This window comes from Burkholderia sp. AU44665 (genome assembly GCF_030504405.1).
Taxonomy (GTDB): domain Bacteria; phylum Pseudomonadota; class Gammaproteobacteria; order Burkholderiales; family Burkholderiaceae; genus Burkholderia; species Burkholderia semiarida.
Genome location: NZ_JAUJRI010000007.1, coordinates 307257 through 325003, shown reverse-complemented (window position 1 = coordinate 325003; position 17747 = coordinate 307257). Strand labels below are relative to the sequence as shown.

Genomic DNA, 17747 nt, shown 5'->3' with positions numbered 1-17747 from the left:
TTTCGTCCTGTGCGCAGGACGTGGAATCCCTTTGGGTTCCGATTTGGGGTTACACCATGTCATTCGCTTTCCGCACGCCGCGCATGCCGCGTGCATGCCGGCGCGCGCCCGTATCGTGGGCCGCGCTGCTGATGGCGGGCGCGGTTCACGCGCAGCAGTCGCCGCTCACGCTGGACGCCGCGCTGCAGTCCGCCACGGATCATTCCGCGTCGATGCAGGCCGCGCAGGCTGCCGTGCTCGCGCGTGCCGAAGCGGCCGTCAGGGCCGGCCAGTTGCCGGACCCGATGCTCAAGGCCGGCATCGACAACCTGCCGATCAACGGCGGGCAGCGCTTCACCGTCGGCCAGGACTTCATGACGATGCGCCGCATCGGCATCGAGCAGGAGTGGGTGTCCGGCGACAAGCGGCGGCTGCGTACCGCGCTGGCCGACCAACAGGTCGGCCGCGAGCGCGCGGGCTATCTCGTGGAGCTGGCGGCCGTGCGCCGGCAGACCGCGGCCGCGTGGCTCGATGCCGTCTACGCGAAGCAGGCGCTCGCGCTTCAGCAGGCGCTGCTCGGTCACATGAACCATGAACTCGACGCGACGCAAGCGTCGTATCGCGGCGCGAAGGCGAGCGCGGGCGACGTCGTGCAGGCCCGCGCGATGCTCGCGCAGACGCAGGACCAGGTGCTCAAGGCGCAGCAGGCGTATCGCACCGCGCTCGTCGCGCTGGCCCGCTGGACGGCGGCGCCCGTGACGGACGTGACGGGTACACCGCCCGCGCCCGAATCCGTCGTATCGGCATTGCCGCCGGACGAGCTGCGCGTGTCGCAGCCGGCGCTCGTCGCCGCCGCGGACGATATCGCGGTGGCCGAAGCCGACGCCGCGGTCGCGAACAGCGAGCGCAGCCCCAACTGGACGTGGGAAATCGCGTACCAGCAGCGCGGCGGCGCGTATTCGAACATGGTGTCGGTGGGCGTCTCGATCCCGCTGCCGCTCAATCGCAAGAATCGCCAGAACCGCGACGTGGCCGAAAAGGCGGCGCTCGCGACGAAGGCGCGCCTGATGTACGAGGACACGCTGCGTCAGGTACAGGCCGACATCCGTACGCAATCCGACACGCTGGCGAGCGGCCGCGAACGTATCGCGAACCTGAGCGCCGCGCTGTTGCCCGCCGCCGATCAGCGCGTGCAGCTCGCGACGGCCGCGTACCGGGCCGGCACGGGGTCGCTCGCCGACACGTTCGCCGCGCGGCGTGCGCAACTCGAAGCGCAGTTGCAGGTGCTCGACCTCAGGCGCGACGTGTCGCAGACCTGGGCGCAGCTCGAATATCAGGTCGTGCCGTCGGCGATGGCCGCCGCTCAGTGAAGGAGACGCTCATGACAAGGCAATCACTGATGCGTGCGGCGCTGATCGCATCCGCCGGCGCGATACTCGTCGGCGCCGGCTATGTCGTCGGCGTCCGCCATGCGATGAACGGCGCGGCGGCGTCCGCCGAGCCCGCTGCCGCGCCGTCGGGCGCGCCGGCGCCGCAGGCCGCGCGCAAGGTCCTGTACTGGCACGACCCGATGGTGCCGAACCAGCACTTCGACAAACCGGGCAAATCGCCGTTCATGGACATGCAGTTGCAGCCCGTCTATGCGGACGAAGGCGGCGACGCACCGGGCGTCCGGATCGATCCGGGCCTGCAGCAGAACCTGGGCATTCGCTATGCGACCGTGCGCCGGCAGCAGACGGCGGCCGGCTTCGACGCGGTGGGCGCCACGCAGTTCGACGAAGCGCGCGCGGCGGTCGTGCAGTCGCGCGTGACCGGCTACATCGACCATCTGTATGCACGCGCGCCGATGCAGCGCATCGCGAAGGGCGCGCCGGTCGCATCGCTGTTCGTGCCCGACTGGCTCGCGCCGCAGGAGGAATATCTCGCGCTGAAGCGCGGCGGGATGGACGGCAGCCTGCTCGACGCGGCGCGCGCGCGGATGCGGGCGCTGTCGATTCCGGACGGCATGATCGCGGCCCTCGACCGCACCGGCCGCGCGCAGACGCACGTCGTGCTGAGTGCGCCGGAGGCCGGCGTCGTCAGCGAGCTGAACGTGCGCGACGGCGCGATGGTCGCGCCCGGCCAGACGCTTGCGAAGATCGCCGGCTTGTCGACGCTGTGGCTGATCGTCGAGGTGCCGGAAGCGCTGGCCCTGAACGTGCGCCCGGGCATGTCGGTCGATGCGACGTTCGCCGGCGATCCGGCGCGGCATTTCAGCGGACGCATCCGCGAAGTGCTGCCGGGCATCAGCACGGGCAGCCGCACGCTGCAGGCGCGCGTGGAGATCGACAACGCATCGCTGACGCTCACGCCCGGCATGCTGATGCGCGTGCGGGTCGCGGAGAAGGAGACGGTGTCGCGCCTGCTCGTGCCCTCCGAGGCCGTGATCGCGACCGGCCGGCGCACGATCGTCATCGTGAAGCACGGCGACGGCCGGCTTCAGCCGGCGTCGGTGACGGTCGGCAACGACGTCGGCGGCGAAACGGAAGTGCTCGACGGGCTGAACGAGGGCGACACGGTCGTCGCGTCGGGGCAATTCCTGATCGATTCGGAAGCCAGCCTGAAAAGCGTGTTGCCGCGGCTGGAGCGGGCGGCCGGGGCAAGCGCGGCCGCATCGTCCGTGCCGGCAACCGCGCCGGTCTACGAAACCACCGGCAAGGTGGAGAAAGTCACGGCCGACGACATCACGTTCTCGCATCAGCCCGTGCCGGCGCTTGGCTGGGGCGCGATGACGATGGCGTTCGGCAAGCCGTCGGCGCACGCGTTTTCCGACGTGAAGCCGGGCCAGACCGTGCGTTTCGCGTTCACGCAGACCGACGACGGCTACCGGCTGACGAAGGTCGAGCCGCAGCGAGGTGAGCGATGATCGCGCGCATCATTCACTGGTCCGTCCACCACCGGTTTCTGGTGCTGCTGGCCACCGTGCTGCTCGCGGCATGGGGCGTGCATTCGCTGCGACAGACGCCGCTCGACGCATTGCCCGACCTGTCGGATACCCAGGTGATCGTGAAGGCGTCGTATCCGGGCAAGGCGCCGCAGATCGTCGAGGATCAGGTGACCTATCCGCTGACGACGACGCTGCTCGGCGTGCCGGGCGCGAAAACCGTGCGCGCGTATTCGTCGTTCGGCGACGCGTTCGTCTACGTGCTGTTCGACGACCGCACCGATCCGTACTGGGCGCGCTCGCGCGTGCTCGAATACCTGAGCCAGGTGCAGAGCCGCCTGCCGGCGGGCGCGACCGTGTCGCTCGGCCCGGATGCGACCGGTGTCGGCTGGGTCTACGAGTACGCGCTCGTCGATCGCACCGGCCATCACGATCCCGGCCAACTGCGCGCGCTCAACGACTGGTTCCTGAAGTTCGAGCTGAAGGCCGTGCCGGACGTATCGGAAGTCGCGAGCATCGGCGGCATGGTGCGCCAGTACCAGGTCGTGCTCGATCCCGACAGGCTGCGCGCGTACGGCATCACGCAGGCGGCGGTCGCGGAGGCGCTCGGCAAGGCCAACCAGGCATCCGGCGGCTCGGTCGTCGAGCTGGCCGAGTCGGAGTACATGGTGCGGTCGTCCGGCTACCTGCGCACGCTCGACGATTTCCGTCGCGTCGTGCTGCGCACCGACGACGCCGGCACGCCGGTCCTGCTCGGCGACGTCGCGCGCATCCAGGTCGGCCCGGCGATGCGGCGCGGCATCGCGGAGCTGAACGGGCAGGGCGAGGTGACGGGCGGCGTCGTCGTGATGCGCTCGGGCAAGAACGCGCTGACGACGATCGACGCGGTGAAGGCGAAGCTCGCCGAGCTCAAGCGTTCGCTGCCGGCCGGCGTCGAGATCGTCACGACCTACGATCGTTCGCAACTGATCGCGCGCGCGGTCGACAACCTGACGGACAAGCTGGTCGAGGAATTCGTCATCGTCGGCGTCGTCTGCGTGGTGTTCCTGTTCCATCTGCGCAGCGCGCTGGTCGCGATCCTGTCGCTGCCGCTCGGCGTATTGGCCGCGTTCATCGTGATGCGCTATCAGGGCGTGAACGCGAACCTGATGTCGCTCGGCGGGATCGCGATCGCGATCGGCGCGATGATCGACGCGGCGATCGTGATGATCGAGAACGCGCACAAGCATCTGGAAGCGTACGACCGCGCGCATCCCGGCGAGCCGATCACGGCCGCGCGCCGCTGGGAACTCGTCGCGGCCTCGGCCGCGGAGGTGGGGCCCGCGCTGTTCTTCTCGCTGCTGATCATCACGCTGTCGTTCGTTCCAGTGTTTTCGCTGGAAGGGCAGGAGGGCAAACTGTTCGCGCCGCTGGCGTTCACGAAGACCTATACGATCGCGGCCGCCGCGGGGCTGTCGGTGACGCTGGTGCCGGTGCTGATGGGCTATCTGGTGCGCGGCCGCATTCCGCCCGAGCACGCGAACCCGATCAACCGCGTGCTGATCCGCCTGTACCGGCCGCTGCTCGACGCGACGCTGCGGCGCCCGTGGGCCGCGATCGGCGTCGCGGTCGTCGCGCTCGTGGTGACGGCCGTGCCGTTGTCGCGGCTCGGCGGCGAATTCATGCCGCCGCTCGACGAAGGCGATCTGCTGTACATGCCGACCGCGCTGCCGGGCATCTCGGCCGACAAGGCGAGCGAGCTGCTGCAGCAGACCGACCGGCTGATCAAGACCGTGCCCGAGGTCGACACGGTGTTCGGCAAGTCGGGCCGCGCCGATACGGCGACCGACCCGGCGCCGCTCGAGATGTTCGAGACGACGATCCGCTTCAAGCCGCGCAGCGCGTGGCGGCCGGGCATGACGCCGGAGAAGCTGATCGACGAACTCGACCGGACGGTGAAGGTGCCGGGCCTGTCGAACGTGTGGGTGCCGCCGATCCGCAACCGGCTCGACATGCTGTCCACCGGGATCAAGACGCCGGTCGGCGTGAAGATTTCCGGGCCGGACCTCGCGGGGATCGACGCGATCGCGACGCAGGTCGAGGCCGCCGTGAAGCGCGTGCCGGGCGTGACGTCCGCGCTCGCGGAGCGGCTGAACGGCGGCCGCTACATCGACGTCGACATCGACCGGCTCGCCGCCGCGCGTTACGGGCTGTCGGTGGCCGATATCCAGTCGGTCGTGTCGTCGGCGATCGGCGGCGAGGACGTCGGCGAAGTGATCGCGGGACGCGAGCGCTTCCCGATCAACATCCGCTATCCGCGCGAGATCCGCGATTCGCTCGAGAACCTGCGGCAGTTGCCGATCGTCACCGCGCGCGGCGCGCAGATCCGCCTCGGCGACGTCGCGCGTATCGCGATCGCCGACGGGCCGCCGATGATCCGCAGCGAGAACGCGCGGCTGTCCGGCTACGTGTACGTCGATCTCCGCGGTACCGCCCTCAGCACGGCCGTGCGCGCGATGCAGCAGACCGTCGCGCGGCAGGTTGCGTTGCCGCCCGGCTATTCGATCGCATGGTCGGGGCAGTTCGAGTATCTCGAACGCGCGGCGGCGACGCTGCGCACCGTCGTGCCCGTCACGCTCGTCGTAATCTTCGTGCTGCTGTTCGTCACGTTCGAGTCGGCGGCCGACGCGCTGCTGCTGATGTCGACGGTGCCGTTCGCGCTGGTCGGCGGGTTCTGGCTCGTGTGGGCGCTCGGCCATGCGGTGTCCGTCGCGACGTCGGTGGGTTTCATCGCGCTGGCGGGCGTGGCCGCGGAATTCGGCGTCGTGATGCTGTTGTACCTGAAGGGTGCGCTGCAGCGCCGGCTCGACGCAGGCGAACCGCCGACCGATGCGTTGCTGCTCGATGCGATCCGCGAAGGCGCGGTGCTGCGCGTGCGGCCGAAGGCGATGACGGTCGCCGTCGTGCTCGCCGGGCTCGTGCCGATCATGATCGGCCACGGCGCCGGTTCCGAAGTCATGCAGCGGATCGCCGCGCCGATGGTCGGCGGCATGGTCACGGCGCCGCTGCTGTCGATGTTCGTCATTCCCGCCGCGTGGCTTCTGCTTCAGCGCCGTCGTGCGCGAAGCGCGGGCCGCGCGCGGCATTCCGATGCAGTTCCTTCCGGCACGAACGTGCCATCCCTTCCCACCGGAGAATCACGATGAAGATGAATCAACTGATCGCCACTGCAACCGCTGTCGTCGCGCTGAGTGCTTTCGCGGTACCGGCGTCCGCCGCCGGCGACATGTCGGGCATGGACATGTCCGGCATGAAGATGTCGTCGGGCGGCGCGGCGGATTCGAACGGCGCGCTGACCGACGCCGAAGTGAAGAAGGTCGATGCCGCGAGCGGCAAGATCACGCTGAAGCACGGCGCGCTGGAGAATGTCGGGATGCCGCCGATGACGATGGCGTTCAAGGCGAAGGACGCGGCGATGCTCGCGCACGCGCATGCGGGCGACAAGGTCAAGGTGCGGATCGAGAAGGTCGACGGCACGTTGACGATCGTCAAGCTCGTCAAGGCTTCCTGAGCGTCCGGATGCGGGCGTTGCCGTCGCCCGCATCGCATGCAGCGACGCGCACCGAGCCGACGTGTCGGTCGGCCGGTGCGCCCCACCGGCGCATTCAGCGCGTGAGCGTCAGCACCAGATATCCCGCATAACCGGCGCCGTTCGCGAGCAACGCCCAGATCGCGAGCCCGCGCGTGCGCGCATTGACGCGCAGCCAGGCGGCCGCCGCAAGCGTGATGATCACACCGGTCAGCACTTCGGGGCGCGGCTCCCACGGCGTCAGCATGATGCCGATCGCGGGCAGCAGCGTGCCCTGGAACACCATCGCGCCGGTGATGTTGCCGAACGCGAGCGTGTCCTTCCCGCGGCGGATCCACAGCACGCTGTTGACCTTCTCCGGCAGTTCCGTCGCGATGGGCACGATGATCAGCGACAGCAGCAGCGCCGACACGCCGAGCACGTGCGACACGCCTTCCACGCCGTGAATGAAGCCCTTTGCACCGCCGACCAGCAGCGCGACGCCGATCAGCAGTTGCAGCACGATCGTCGCCAGGTTGGTCGGCAGGCCGACGCGCGACAGGAACATCGCGTGCGGCGCCTCGGTGCCGTGCCCGGCGTCGACGAGCCCGGTCGACGCGCGGAACGTCAGCACGACGTACATCACGTAGAGGCCGACCAGCATCGCGGCGAGCAGCGCGCGCATGGCCCAGTTGTGATGCGGGACGAACATCGCGACGGTCGCCAGCGAGAATGCGGCGAGGAAGGTGTTCATGTCGCGCACGAAGCCCGTGCGTTCTGGCGCGATCGTGCCGCGCAGCCCGCGCGAGCGGATCACGGCGAGCGTCATCAGGAACGTGGTGAGCGTCGTGAGCATCAGCGGCGCGCCCAGAATCGCGCCGACGCCGATTTCCTCGTTCACGGCCTGGTTCGACGTGCCGCCGGCCAGCGCGAGCAGCGGCACCATCGTTTCGGGCAGCGCGGTGCCGACGGCCGCGAACAGCGAGCCGGTCACGCCTTCGGAAATCTTCAGGCGTTCGCCGAGATGTTCGAGCGCATTGGTGAAGAGTTCGGCCGCGACGAGGATGACGATCAGCATGAACGCCAGTTCGACGAACATGAACGTCATGCGGCACCTCCGCAGGCAGCGGTGGCGCGGGGGAGGTGAGCAGGGAGGGACATGGGGACTCCGTGGTCGGACGCTGACGAACCATGACACATCCGCCGCCGTCCGACCAGGAACGACGCGACGTGCCGATGGTCTCGCCAGGCCGATCAGGCTGAACGCGCCACGGCCGCAGGCCGAGTGTGTTGACGCGTTCGCTTTCCGGCGGACGGAAAGCAGGCTACTCCCCAAAGACGGAAATCAGTCTAGCCGAGCGGTTTTCCTTCGACAAGCCTTCGTCTCGAAAAATATACCCCTCCACCCTATAGGGTCAGCCTTCCGGATATATACTCCCCTACCCTATACCGGAGCCGCCGATGAGTCATACCGTTCGCGAAAAACAGAAGCTGCTGAACCGCGTGCGCCGTATCAAGGGGCAGGTCGAGGCGATCGAGCGGGCGCTGGAAGAAGAGCGCGGCTGCAACGACGTGCTGCAATTGATCACGAGTTGCCGCGGCGCAATGAACGGCTTGCTGGCCGTCGTGCTGGAAGACCACATCCGGTCGCATCTCGTCGATGCGGACACGGCCGACGCGCACGAGGGCAGCGCGACCGAGCAACTGATCGACGTCGTGCACAGCTATTTCAAGTAACCGGGCCGGAACATGAACGAATTCAATGGCTCGCCGGCCGGCGGTGCGCACAGCCACGCGTTTCTGGGCGCCGCGCACACGCGCAATGAGCGAAAGACGTGGATGGTCATCGGCCTGTGCACGGCGATGATGATCGCCGAGATCGTCAGCGGCACGTTGTTCGGCTCGCTCGCGCTGGTCGCCGACGGGCTGCACATGTCGACGCACGTGGGCGCGATGCTGATCGCCGCGCTGGCCTACACCTATGCGCGCCGGTACGCCGACGATCCGCGCTTCGTGTTCGGCACCGGCAAGCTCGGCGACCTGGCCGGCTTCACGAGCGCGATCGTGCTGGCGATGATTGCGTTGCTGATCGGCTACGAGGCGATCGCGCGCCTGCTGGCGCCGGTGCCGATCCATTTCGACGAAGCGATTCCGATCGCCGTGCTGGGGCTCGCCGTGAACCTCGCCAGCGTGTGGCTGCTGAGCGGCGACCACCATCACGGGCATGGTCACGGCCATCACCACGCGCACGGGCACGACCACCACGATGACCATGACCACGACGACCACGCGCACCATGATCGCGGTTCGCACTCGGCCGCGCATCGCGACCACAACATCCGGTCGGCCTACGTTCACGTGATCGCCGACGCGGCCGTGTCGGTGCTGGCGATCGTCGGCCTGCTGCTTGCGCGTGCGTTCGGATGGGGCTGGATGGACCCGCTCGCGGGCATCGTCGGCGCGCTGGTGATCGCCAACTGGTCGTACGGGCTGATGCGCGATACGGGCGAGATCCTGCTCGACGTCAACGTCGATCGCCCGCTGACGGACAACGTGCGTCGCGCGATCGAGGCGCTCGGCGACACGGTCAACGATCTCCATGTGTGGCGCGTGGGCCCCGGGCACATGAGTGCGATCGTGTCGGTCCAATCGGGCGACGCCGCGCGCGATGCGCGTTTCTACCATGCGCTGCTCGCGGGCTTCGACGGCATGTCGCACGTGACGGTCGAAGTGATGACACCTGCGAAGGCGGCCTGATCGTGGCCGTGAAATCGCCGTGTATCGACCTGTGCGCGTTCGACGGCCGCACGGGTTTTTGTGTCGGCTGCCTGCGCACGCGCGACGAGGCGCGCGACTGGAAGAAGCTGACCGATCATCGTCGGCATCAGATACTGAACGATCGTAAGCGCCGGCAGGCGAAGCTCCAGCGCGATACGGCGGAATAGCAAGGGCACGCGTTCCCCGGCTCGGCATCGCGGGCGTGCGGTAGCATCACGGGCATTCAGCTTCAGGATTCCTGAACCGGGGAGCGACCCATGCAGACCGACGCATCGACCGGCATTCTTCGGCAGATTCCCCGCAGCGTGTGGGTGCTCGGCTGTGTCAGCCTGCTGATGGACGTGTCGTCCGAAATCATCCACAGCCTGTTGCCGATGTTCCTGATGGCGGGCCTTGGCGCGAGCGCGACGACGATCGGCCTGATCGAAGGGATCGCCGAGGCGACGTCGCCGGTCGTCAAGGTGTTCTCCGGCACGCTGAGCGACTACCTGCGCAATCGCAAATGGCTCGCGGTGGCCGGCTATGCGCTCGGCGCGCTCAGCAAGCCGCTGTTCGCGATCGCGCCGACGATCGGCGTCGTGGTGACCGCGCGGATCGTCGACCGCGTCGGCAAGGGGATTCGCGGCGCGCCGCGCGATGCGCTCGTCGCCGACGTCACGCCCGTTCACCTGCGCGGCGCCGCGTACGGACTGCGCCAGGCGCTCGACACGGTGGGCGCGTTCCTCGGGCCGCTGCTGGCCGTCGTCATCATGCTGGCGTGGCGCGACGATTTCCGCCTCGCGTTCTGGCTCGCCGTGATCCCCGGCGTGCTGGCCGTGGCGCTGCTCGCGTTCGGCATCGACGAACCGGCGCGTGTATCCGGCGAGAAGCGCGTGAACCCGATCCGCCGTGCGGTCGTCGCGCAACTCGGCACCCGCTACTGGTGGGTCGTGGCCGTGGGCGGCGTGTTCGCGCTCGCGCGTTTCAGCGAGGCGTTCCTGGTGCTGCGCGCGATGGGCAGCGGCGTGCCCGTCGCACTTGTGCCGCTCGTGATGGTCGCGATGAACGTCGTGTATGCGTTGTCCGCTTACCCGTTCGGCAAGCTCGCCGATACGACGAGCCACACGAAACTGATGGTGATCGGGCTGGTGCTGCTGATCGCCGCCGATGTCGTGCTGGCGCACGGCGCGCACTGGCCGACCGTGCTCGTCGGCGTCGCGCTGTGGGGGCTTCATATGGGGATGACGCAAGGGCTGCTCGCGACGATGGTCGCGCAGGCCGCGCCGGCCGAACTGAGAGGGACCGCGTTCGGCGTGTTCAACCTGATCAGCGGGGTCGTGACGCTCGTATCGAGCGTCGTCGCGGGCGCGCTGTGGGACCGGGCAGGCGCCGCCGCCACGTTCTACGCGGGAGCCGTATTCAGCGCGGCGACCATCGTGCTGCTCGTGTGCGTTCGCACGTCGTTCGGCGCCGTGCGGGATCGCTAGCGCCGAACGCGGTGGCGAGAAGCGGTGTGAACCGGGAGCAAATGCGGGGCGCATCGTCATTCCGCGGTCCTCGCGCTCCGTGTCGTTGCGAGGTGCGCCTTGCAAGCATGTGGCCATGCGAAACAGACGAAACAGGCGAGCAAGGCGATGCTGCAGCTGTCGCGGGACTCGATGAAGGATCGAAGCCGAGCCCGAGTAACGGTCGTCGTCCGACGGTTGCCGTAAATTACATACGCCTGTCTCGCGATTACCAAAAACTGTCATTGAGCGCCGCTAAGCTTTCGCCACCCTCACAACCGGGATTCCCGCCATGCGCTCGACAATCCGCCTGTTTGCCCCGCTATTGCTGCTCCCGACGCTCGCCGCGCCGGTATTCGGCGCCACCGCCGCGCCCGTCAGCCCGAACTGCGGCGGCAGCACGACGCCGATCGCCGATATCCAGGGACCGGGCGCGCCGTCGCCGCTCGCCGGTCAGAACGCGTCGATCGAGGCCGTCGTCACCGCCGATTTCGGCGGCACGGACGGCTTTGGCGGCTTCTTCGTCCAGCAGGCCGACGCGCAGCGCCGCAACCAGCCGGGCGTGTCCGAAGGCCTGTTCGTCTATGCGCCGAAGGTGCGTGCGAAGGCCGGCGATCTCGTGCACGTGACGGGCAAGGTCGAGGAGAAATACGGGCAGACGCAGCTCACGCTGTCGGGCGCGATCGCGGTGTGCGCGAACGGCCAGACCGTAACGCCCGCGACGCTCACGCTGCCGGTCGACGGCCCGAACGCGTTCGCCGCATACGAAGGGATGCGCGTGCGCCTGCCGCAGACGCTGAGCGTCACCGACAACTACGAGCTTGGCCGCTACGGCAGCGTGATGCTCAGCAACGGCCGCCTGCGTACGCCGACGAGCGTCGTGCCGCCCGCGCAGGCGCAGACGCAGATCGACGCGAACGCGCGCAACCGCCTGATCCTCGACGACGGCTCGAACAAGCAGAACCCCGCGACCGTGCCATATCCGGCGCCGGGCCTGTCGGCCGCGAACACGCTGCGCGCGGGCTACACCGTGCGCGACGTCGAGGGCGTGCTCGAAGTGCGTTACGGCGCATGGCGCGTGCAGCCGCTGCCGGGCGCGGCCGTGCCGGCGTTCGACAAGCGCGAGAACCCGCGCACCAACGCACCCGCGCGCGACCCGAAATCGAACCTGCGCGTCGCGTCGTTCAACGTGCTCAACTACTTCAACGGCAACGGTCTCGGCGGCGGCTTCGACGATCCGGACAACCGCGGCGCGAAGACGTTCCAGGAATTCCAGCGCCAGGAAGCGAAGATCGTCAGCGCGCTGAAGGCCATCGACGCCGACGTGATCGGCCTGATGGAAATCCAGAACAACGGCTACGGCGAATTGAGCGCGGTGCGCCAGCTCGCGGCGAAGCTCGGCAATCAGTGGCGCGTGGTCGATCCGGGCACGTCGCGGCTCGGCGGCGATGCGATCGCGGTCGCGATGATCTACGACAGCCGCAAGGTCGAACCGGTCGGCCGCGCGGCGACGCTCGCGATCGACGACAAGAACCGCCAACCGCTCGCGCAGTCGTTCCGGCTGGTCGGCGGCAACAAGCAGGCGCTGACGGTGGCCGTGAACCACCTGAAGTCGAAGAACTGCCCGGACGCCGCGAACGACGATCTCGACCAGGGCGATGGCCAGGGCTGCTGGAACCCGACGCGCACGCGCGCGGCGGCGAAGGTGGCCGACTGGTTGGCCGGCAACCCGACGGGCGTCAAGAGTCAGGGCGTGCTGCTGATCGGCGACTTCAACAGCTACACGTACGAAGACCCGATCCGCACGCTCGAATCGCGCGGCTATCGCAACCTCGTCGCGCGCTGGATCGGCGCGAACGCGTACAGCTACGTGTACAACGGCGAAGCCGGCTATCTCGACCACGCGCTCGCGACGCTGCCGCTCGCGTCGCACGTGAAGGCCGTGCACGAATGGCACATCAACGCGGACGAGCCGCTCGCGCTGCAATACACGCTCGCGTACAAGTCGGCCGAGCAGCAGAAGACGTTCTACGCGGCCGATGCGTATCGTTCGTCGGATCACGATCCGGTGCTGATCGATATCGCGCTGCCGGGCGGCGGGAAGTAATCGTGGGTTGAGTCTTTGCGACGACGGGCGCGATGTGCGGCAATGCCGCGCGTCGCGCCCGTCCCGGAAAGCCGTTCGAATACCGGGTAAATAATGCCGCGAATAATTCGTCGAACCGGTATTTTATGGATGACGCAGTGCACATCGGCACTTCGATTGAAACGCGATTGAAGTGGAAAGAATCATCGAATGGCGTGTGCATGATGCCGCATCGTCTTAATCGATTGGCGATAATAAAATTGAAAGAATGATCCTGTCGATATGAAGGCTTTCGATGCGTTGCGCCAATACGGGAAGCGGCTTCCGCGCCGTGCTGAAAAAGTAAAATAGTCGGCGCGACATAGCTGATAAAGCGCACCTTGCACGAATAATTCCGTTTTCTTTCAAATCCCAGACACTATCTGCCCTTCGCATCATCGCGGGATTTTTAATATCCGAATGATCTTTGACAACGCGGCGCAGCACCGCCTATTTTTGTCATGTCGTAAATTTCGGTAATACAAAAGTTGGCCAAACTGCAGGGGGCGCGTCCGGGCATCATTCTCGCCAGCAGTTTGCTGTGTCTGTATCAAGTTCAGTCTCTGAGAAGTCCCATTCCCAACCGCCGACTGCCGACCTTGCAACGCGAGTCGCGGGGTAGGCCTGCGCGTGTCGCGGGCGTTGGCGGCCTTTGTGATGCGGTATCCGAAGCCAAAGGAAAGAGATGAAACCAGACAGGAGCAGTACCGGCAGCCGCCGTGTTCGTCGCGGCCGGCTGGCCGGGCTAGGCGCAATGACCGCCATGACGCTGGCGCTCGCGGCATGCGGCGGCGACGATTCGTCGTCCGTCGGCGCGTCGAGTCTCGCGCAGGCCACCGCGAGCCAGCAGGCCAGCGCGCAGGCGGCCGGCACCCAGGCGTCGGCGGCCAACCAGCCGTACGTCGACCCGGTCGCGTACTCGATGAACGCGACCGACGGCCTCGCGCCGTCGCAGGTGTCCGAGAAAGCGGCCGTCATGCATTACCAGTGGAAAGGCGGCGGCAAGACGATCGACTACACGACGACCACCGGCCACCTGACCGCGCAGGATGCGAACGGCAATCCGGAAGCGTCGATGTCGTATGTCGCGTACACGGCGCCCAGCACCAACGGCAAGCCGCGCCCGGTCACGTTCATCTACAACGGCGGGCCCGGCTCGTCGTCGATCTGGCTGCGGCTCGGCTCGTTCGCGCCGACCCGCGTGGCCACGCCCGATCCGCTGTTCGGCACCAACTGGCCGAACTATCCGCTCGTCGACAATGCGGACAGCCTGATCGACACCACCGACCTCGTGTTCATCGACCCGCCCGGCACCGGGCTGTCGGAAGCCGTGTTGCCGAACACCAACCAGAAGTACTGGGGCTCCGACGTGGACGTGAACATCATGCGCGACTTCATCCAGCGCTACCTGAACGTCAACGGCCGCGGCACGTCGCCGATCTACCTGTACGGCGAATCGTACGGCACGCCGCGTACCGACATGCTCGCGCTCGCGCTCGAATCGGCCGGCGTGCACTTGACGGGCATCGTGCTGCAGTCGTCGATCCTCAACTACTTCGCGGACGCGGTGGAAGCGGTGGCGATCACGCAGTCGACCGAAGGGCTGCTGCTCGATACCGATACGGTGGCCGGCTACCTGCCCGGCTACGCGGCGGTCGCGGCGTACTTCAACCAGGTGTCGCCGGCGCCGGTGAACCAGGATCTGTACGCACTGCAGACGGAACTGTTCACGACGCTGATCTACAGCCAGTTGCAGAAGTATTCGCAGTCGTGGGTGTTGAGCCAGCTCGGCATTCCGGATGCGCTCGGCACGCCGGTGTTCCCGAGCGATGCGACGCTCAGGCTGTGGTCGATTCCGTCGAGCCTCACGCAGCGGGCGCTGCGCGACTACTTCAACGCGAATCCGTTCGGCACGAGCCTGGTGCCCGGCGCGACGATCGGCCGCTACGACGGGCGCGTGTCGCTGCCGAATTCGGACCCGCGGCTGCAGACCGACGGCGATCCGTCCGACATCCTGATCTCGCAGCCGTTCACGAACGCGCTCGCGACGCAGATGCCGGACTATCTCGGCTATACGGCCCCGAACGCGACGTACCTGCCGCTGAACGACGACATCATCGGCGTCTGGGATTTCTCGCACGACGGCCAGCCGATGCCCGACACGATCCCCGATCTGCTCGGTGCGCTGCAGCTCAACCCGAAGCTGCGCGTGCTCGCGGAGAACGGCTACCACGATCTCGCGACGCCGTTCTTCAACACCGAGAAGCAACTCGCGCGGCTGCAGACGGTGAAGGGCCTGAATCCGAAGCTGCAGGTGAACTTCTTCCAGGGCGGCCACATGATCTATCTGGACGACGTTGCCCGTCCGCAGATGAAGCGGGACTTGCAGACGTTCTACAAGGGCGCGCGGATTCCGACGGCGCTGACGCTGCATACGCTGCCGCCGCCGTGGCCGGACGAAAACCCGCCGGGCGTACCGACCGGCAGCGCGCCGGGCGCGACAGCGGCGACGACGCTGGCGGCCGCCCCCTGAGCGACGGACTCCTTGTCAGAGGAACCCTCTATTCATCCATTGAATGCGAGCGATCATGTCCCTAATCCAATTGATGCGGCGTATGTCCCCGTTGATCGTGCTCGGTGCCGTGATGAGCAGTGCCTACGCGTTGCCGCCGCAGGCGGTGGCGCCGGTGAAGCTGCCGCACGGCGGGCGCGGCGTCGACGGCCCGTTCTTCCCGGCCACGCGGGCGGCGCCGGTGTTGCCGTCGACCGGTGCGGCCCTGCAGCAGCAGGCGCAGCAGCGCGTCGACGCGCGGCTCGGCGGCAATACCGTGCTGAGCAACGGCGCGGCCGTGACGAAGGCGCAGGCGCAGAGCAGCGGGCTCGGCTTCGTGTCGCAGCACTTCGACGAGATCGATGCGAAGCACACCGGCCGCGTGACGATGAGCGATGTACGGCAGTTCATCCGGCAGCGACAGGTGCAGGCGCAGCAGGAACAGCAAGACGAGTGACGTAGCAACGCAGGGCGGCGGCCGGCGCGGCTTTCCCTCGCGCGGGCCGCCGATCATCGCGCAGCTCGTCGCGCATTTTCGGCGGCGTGCCTACGTGACCGGCCGGCGCCAGCCGATCGCAACATCCTTGTCTACATGTTCGAGGCGCCGCACGCGCGTGCGCTGTTCGCCGCGAGCCGGGCCGACGAGGCGCCGCGGATGATCGCGCTGTTTCACACGAGCCACGATCTCTATGCGAAGAATGACGATCCCGCGCTGAAGCTGGCGATCCATACGCCGGTAAACGGCGATGACGAGGCGTGATGCGGATGTGAAGGGCGCCCGCCGACGGCCACGCAGCGAAGCATCGGCTTCGTGCGTGAACGCGGGTCGTCACGCGTCATGGCGGGACAGCGGCGACTCAGGCCGTGCGCCGAGCGGACAGCCGATTCCACAGCAGGCCGGAGCGGCTGCCGCTGCGGCAATACGCGAGCACGGGCTTCGGCAGCGTGTCGACCAGTGCGCCGAACGCGTCGACTTCCGCTTCGCCGATGCGGTCGCGCTCGACCGGCAGGTAACGCGCATCCATGCCCAGTTCGCGCGCGGCGGCGGCGATCTCCTCGAACGCCGGTTGATCCGCGCCTTCGCCGTCGGGCCGGTTGCAGATCACCGCGCGAAAGCCGGCATTGCGGATCGCCTTCAGGTCGGCCGGCGTGATCTGCCGCGACGCGGTGAAGCCGGTCGCCGCCGCCGCCCGGCATTGCTCGATCGCCCGCGTGAAACAGGCGATCGCGAAGTCGACGTCCTCTTCCGTCGTGAAACGGCCGAAACTGATGCGTACGGTACGCCCGGCCGTTTCGGCATCGAGGCCGATCGCGGTCAGCACGTGCGACGGTGCGCCGCTGGTCGAATTGCATGCGGAGGTGGACGACACGGCAAGCGCTTCACCGAGCATGAACGGGAAGAAGCCCGGCGCATGCACCGTCAGGCTCAGCGTGTGCGGGATACGGCGGGCGGCGGCCGCGTTCTGCGTGACGTCGCCGAGCGCGAACAGCGCGCCGGTGAGCCGCGCGCCGAGCGCCGCGATCCGCGCGGCCTCGCCGTCGAGCTTTTCAGCGGCGAGTTCGCAGGCTACACCCATGCCGACGATCTGATGCGTGGCGAGCGTGCCCGAGCGCAGCCCGCGCTCGTGGCCGCCGCCATGAATCTGCGGCGCGATCCGGCTCGCGATCTCGCGGCGGACGAACAGCGCGCCGATGCCCTTGGGGCCATACACCTTGTGGGCGGACATCGACATCATGTCGATGCCGAGCGCGTGCACGTCGATCGGCGTCTTGCCGAGCGCCTGCGCGGCGTCCACATGAAGCAGCGCGCCGGCGGCGTGGACGACGCGGGCGATCGCGCCGATGTCGGTCAGCGTGCCGATCTCGTTGTTCACGAGCATCAGCGACACGAGGCCCGTGTCGGGGCCGATCGCGGCCGCCACTGCGTCGGCGGTGATTTCGCCGTTGGCGTCGGGCGCCAGGAAGGTGACCTGCGCGCCGTGCTTCGACAGGTTCGCCATCGTGTCGAGAATGGCCTTGTGCTCGAGGCGGCTCGTGATCAGGTGGCGCTTGCCGGTCGCGTTTTCCGCATAGCCCTTCAGCGCGAGGTTGTTCGATTCGGTGGCGCCCGAGGTCCAGACGATCTCGTCGGCATCCGCGCCGATCAGCGCGGCGACCTGCGCACGGGCATGCTCGACCTTGTCTTTCGCCCGTCGGCCGGCCGCGTGCGAGCTGGACGCGGGGTTGCCGAAGATGCCGTCGAAGCCGAGGCAGGCCGTCATCGCTTCGATCACACGGGGGTCGGCAGGGGTCGTGGCTGCGTAGTCGAGGTAGTGCAGCGGGGGGATGTCGCTCATGTCCGTCTCTTGCTCATTGCGTGG

At 67.8% G+C, this 17747-nt stretch carries 14 protein-coding genes and 1 riboswitch; of the genes, 12 read left to right on the top strand and 2 right to left on the bottom strand.

The window, feature by feature from the left end; translation table 11 throughout:
* The first annotated feature begins 56 nt into the window (after positions 1-56).
* From QZM15_RS17845 to QZM15_RS17830, 4 genes are read left to right on the top strand one after another with little or no spacing between them, the layout of a single operon-like run.
* The gene (locus QZM15_RS17845; protein WP_302106920.1) at positions 57-1349 is read left to right on the top strand and encodes a TolC family protein; all 1293 of its coding nucleotides are present in this window, start codon (positions 57-59) and stop codon (positions 1347-1349) included.
* 11 nt (positions 1350-1360) lie between these two features.
* Positions 1361-2884, top strand: coding sequence for an efflux RND transporter periplasmic adaptor subunit (locus QZM15_RS17840; protein ID WP_302106919.1), 1524 nt, complete (start codon positions 1361-1363; stop codon positions 2882-2884).
* Positions 2881-6087, top strand: a complete 3207-nt coding sequence (locus tag QZM15_RS17835) for an efflux RND transporter permease subunit (RefSeq protein ID WP_302106918.1) — start codon at positions 2881-2883, stop codon at positions 6085-6087. Before QZM15_RS17840 ends, QZM15_RS17835 begins: the two co-directional genes overlap by 4 nt.
* Positions 6084-6452, top strand: coding sequence for a copper-binding protein (locus QZM15_RS17830; protein WP_124659303.1), 369 nt, complete (start codon positions 6084-6086; stop codon positions 6450-6452). The genes QZM15_RS17835 and QZM15_RS17830 overlap by 4 nt, the downstream gene beginning before the upstream one ends.
* A 94-nt stretch (positions 6453-6546) precedes the next feature.
* On the opposite strand, the gene QZM15_RS17825 is transcribed toward QZM15_RS17830, so the two are convergent.
* The gene (locus tag QZM15_RS17825) at positions 6547-7557 is read right to left on the bottom strand and encodes a sodium:calcium antiporter (RefSeq protein ID WP_226221693.1); all 1011 of its coding nucleotides are present in this window, start codon (positions 7555-7557) and stop codon (positions 6547-6549) included.
* A gap of 69 nt (positions 7558-7626) precedes the next feature.
* Positions 7627-7795: riboswitch (yybP-ykoY riboswitch) on the bottom strand.
* Between the two features lie 115 nt (positions 7796-7910).
* On the opposite strand from QZM15_RS17825, the gene QZM15_RS17820 reads away from it, so the two are divergent.
* The 8 genes from QZM15_RS17820 to QZM15_RS17785 all read left to right on the top strand — a co-directional run bounded on the left by QZM15_RS17820 (position 7911) and on the right by QZM15_RS17785 (position 16147).
* Positions 7911-8186 (top strand): metal/formaldehyde-sensitive transcriptional repressor, encoded by a 276-nt coding sequence (locus QZM15_RS17820; RefSeq protein WP_059579714.1) that lies wholly within the window; start codon positions 7911-7913, stop codon positions 8184-8186.
* A gap of 12 nt (positions 8187-8198) precedes the next feature.
* Positions 8199-9206, top strand: coding sequence for a CDF family Co(II)/Ni(II) efflux transporter DmeF (gene dmeF, locus QZM15_RS17815; protein WP_226221692.1), 1008 nt, complete (start codon positions 8199-8201; stop codon positions 9204-9206).
* A gap of 2 nt (positions 9207-9208) precedes the next feature.
* Positions 9209-9394, top strand: coding sequence for a DUF1289 domain-containing protein (locus QZM15_RS17810; RefSeq protein WP_059579721.1), 186 nt, complete (start codon positions 9209-9211; stop codon positions 9392-9394).
* 90 nt (positions 9395-9484) lie between these two features.
* On the top strand, positions 9485-10693 hold the full coding sequence (locus QZM15_RS17805) for an MFS transporter (RefSeq protein ID WP_226221685.1): 1209 nt from the start codon (positions 9485-9487) through the stop codon (positions 10691-10693).
* A 310-nt stretch (positions 10694-11003) separates the two neighbouring features.
* Positions 11004-12818 carry an ExeM/NucH family extracellular endonuclease gene (locus QZM15_RS17800; protein WP_059579743.1) on the top strand — a complete coding sequence of 605 codons (1815 nt, stop codon included), beginning with the start codon at positions 11004-11006 and terminating at the stop codon, positions 12816-12818.
* Positions 12819-13521: 703 nt separating this feature from the next.
* Positions 13522-15369: a peptidase S10 gene (locus tag QZM15_RS17795; protein ID WP_302106917.1), complete on the top strand. Its 1848-nt coding sequence runs from the start codon at positions 13522-13524 to the stop codon at positions 15367-15369.
* A gap of 43 nt (positions 15370-15412) precedes the next feature.
* Positions 15413-15844 (top strand): hypothetical protein, encoded by a 432-nt coding sequence (locus QZM15_RS17790; RefSeq protein ID WP_059579750.1) that lies wholly within the window; start codon positions 15413-15415, stop codon positions 15842-15844.
* A gap of 135 nt (positions 15845-15979) precedes the next feature.
* Positions 15980-16147 carry a hypothetical protein gene (locus QZM15_RS17785; protein WP_226094112.1) on the top strand — a complete coding sequence of 56 codons (168 nt, stop codon included), beginning with the start codon at positions 15980-15982 and terminating at the stop codon, positions 16145-16147.
* A gap of 97 nt (positions 16148-16244) precedes the next feature.
* Here the strand turns inward: QZM15_RS17785 and QZM15_RS17780 are convergent, their stop codons facing one another.
* The gene (locus tag QZM15_RS17780; protein WP_302106916.1) at positions 16245-17723 is read right to left on the bottom strand and encodes an aminotransferase class V-fold PLP-dependent enzyme; all 1479 of its coding nucleotides are present in this window, start codon (positions 17721-17723) and stop codon (positions 16245-16247) included.
* Positions 17724-17747: the final 24 nt, after the last annotated feature.

Coding starts and splice junctions, on each gene's coding strand:
- QZM15_RS17830 (WP_124659303.1), top strand. CDS start 6,084: ATGAAGATGAATCAACTGATCGCCACTGCAACCGCTGTCGTCGCGCTG.
- QZM15_RS17835 (WP_302106918.1), top strand. CDS start 2,881: ATGATCGCGCGCATCATTCACTGGTCCGTCCACCACCGGTTTCTGGTG.
- QZM15_RS17805 (WP_226221685.1), top strand. CDS start 9,485: ATGCAGACCGACGCATCGACCGGCATTCTTCGGCAGATTCCCCGCAGC.
- QZM15_RS17845 (WP_302106920.1), top strand. CDS start 57: ATGTCATTCGCTTTCCGCACGCCGCGCATGCCGCGTGCATGCCGGCGC.
- QZM15_RS17785 (WP_226094112.1), top strand. CDS start 15,980: ATGTTCGAGGCGCCGCACGCGCGTGCGCTGTTCGCCGCGAGCCGGGCC.
- dmeF (WP_226221692.1), top strand. CDS start 8,199: ATGAACGAATTCAATGGCTCGCCGGCCGGCGGTGCGCACAGCCACGCG.
- QZM15_RS17790 (WP_059579750.1), top strand. CDS start 15,413: ATGCGAGCGATCATGTCCCTAATCCAATTGATGCGGCGTATGTCCCCG.
- QZM15_RS17840 (WP_302106919.1), top strand. CDS start 1,361: ATGACAAGGCAATCACTGATGCGTGCGGCGCTGATCGCATCCGCCGGC.
- QZM15_RS17780 (WP_302106916.1), bottom strand. CDS start 17,723: ATGAGCGACATCCCCCCGCTGCACTACCTCGACTACGCAGCCACGACC.
- QZM15_RS17825 (WP_226221693.1), bottom strand. CDS start 7,557: ATGACGTTCATGTTCGTCGAACTGGCGTTCATGCTGATCGTCATCCTC.
- QZM15_RS17800 (WP_059579743.1), top strand. CDS start 11,004: ATGCGCTCGACAATCCGCCTGTTTGCCCCGCTATTGCTGCTCCCGACG.
- QZM15_RS17795 (WP_302106917.1), top strand. CDS start 13,522: ATGAAACCAGACAGGAGCAGTACCGGCAGCCGCCGTGTTCGTCGCGGC.
- QZM15_RS17820 (WP_059579714.1), top strand. CDS start 7,911: ATGAGTCATACCGTTCGCGAAAAACAGAAGCTGCTGAACCGCGTGCGC.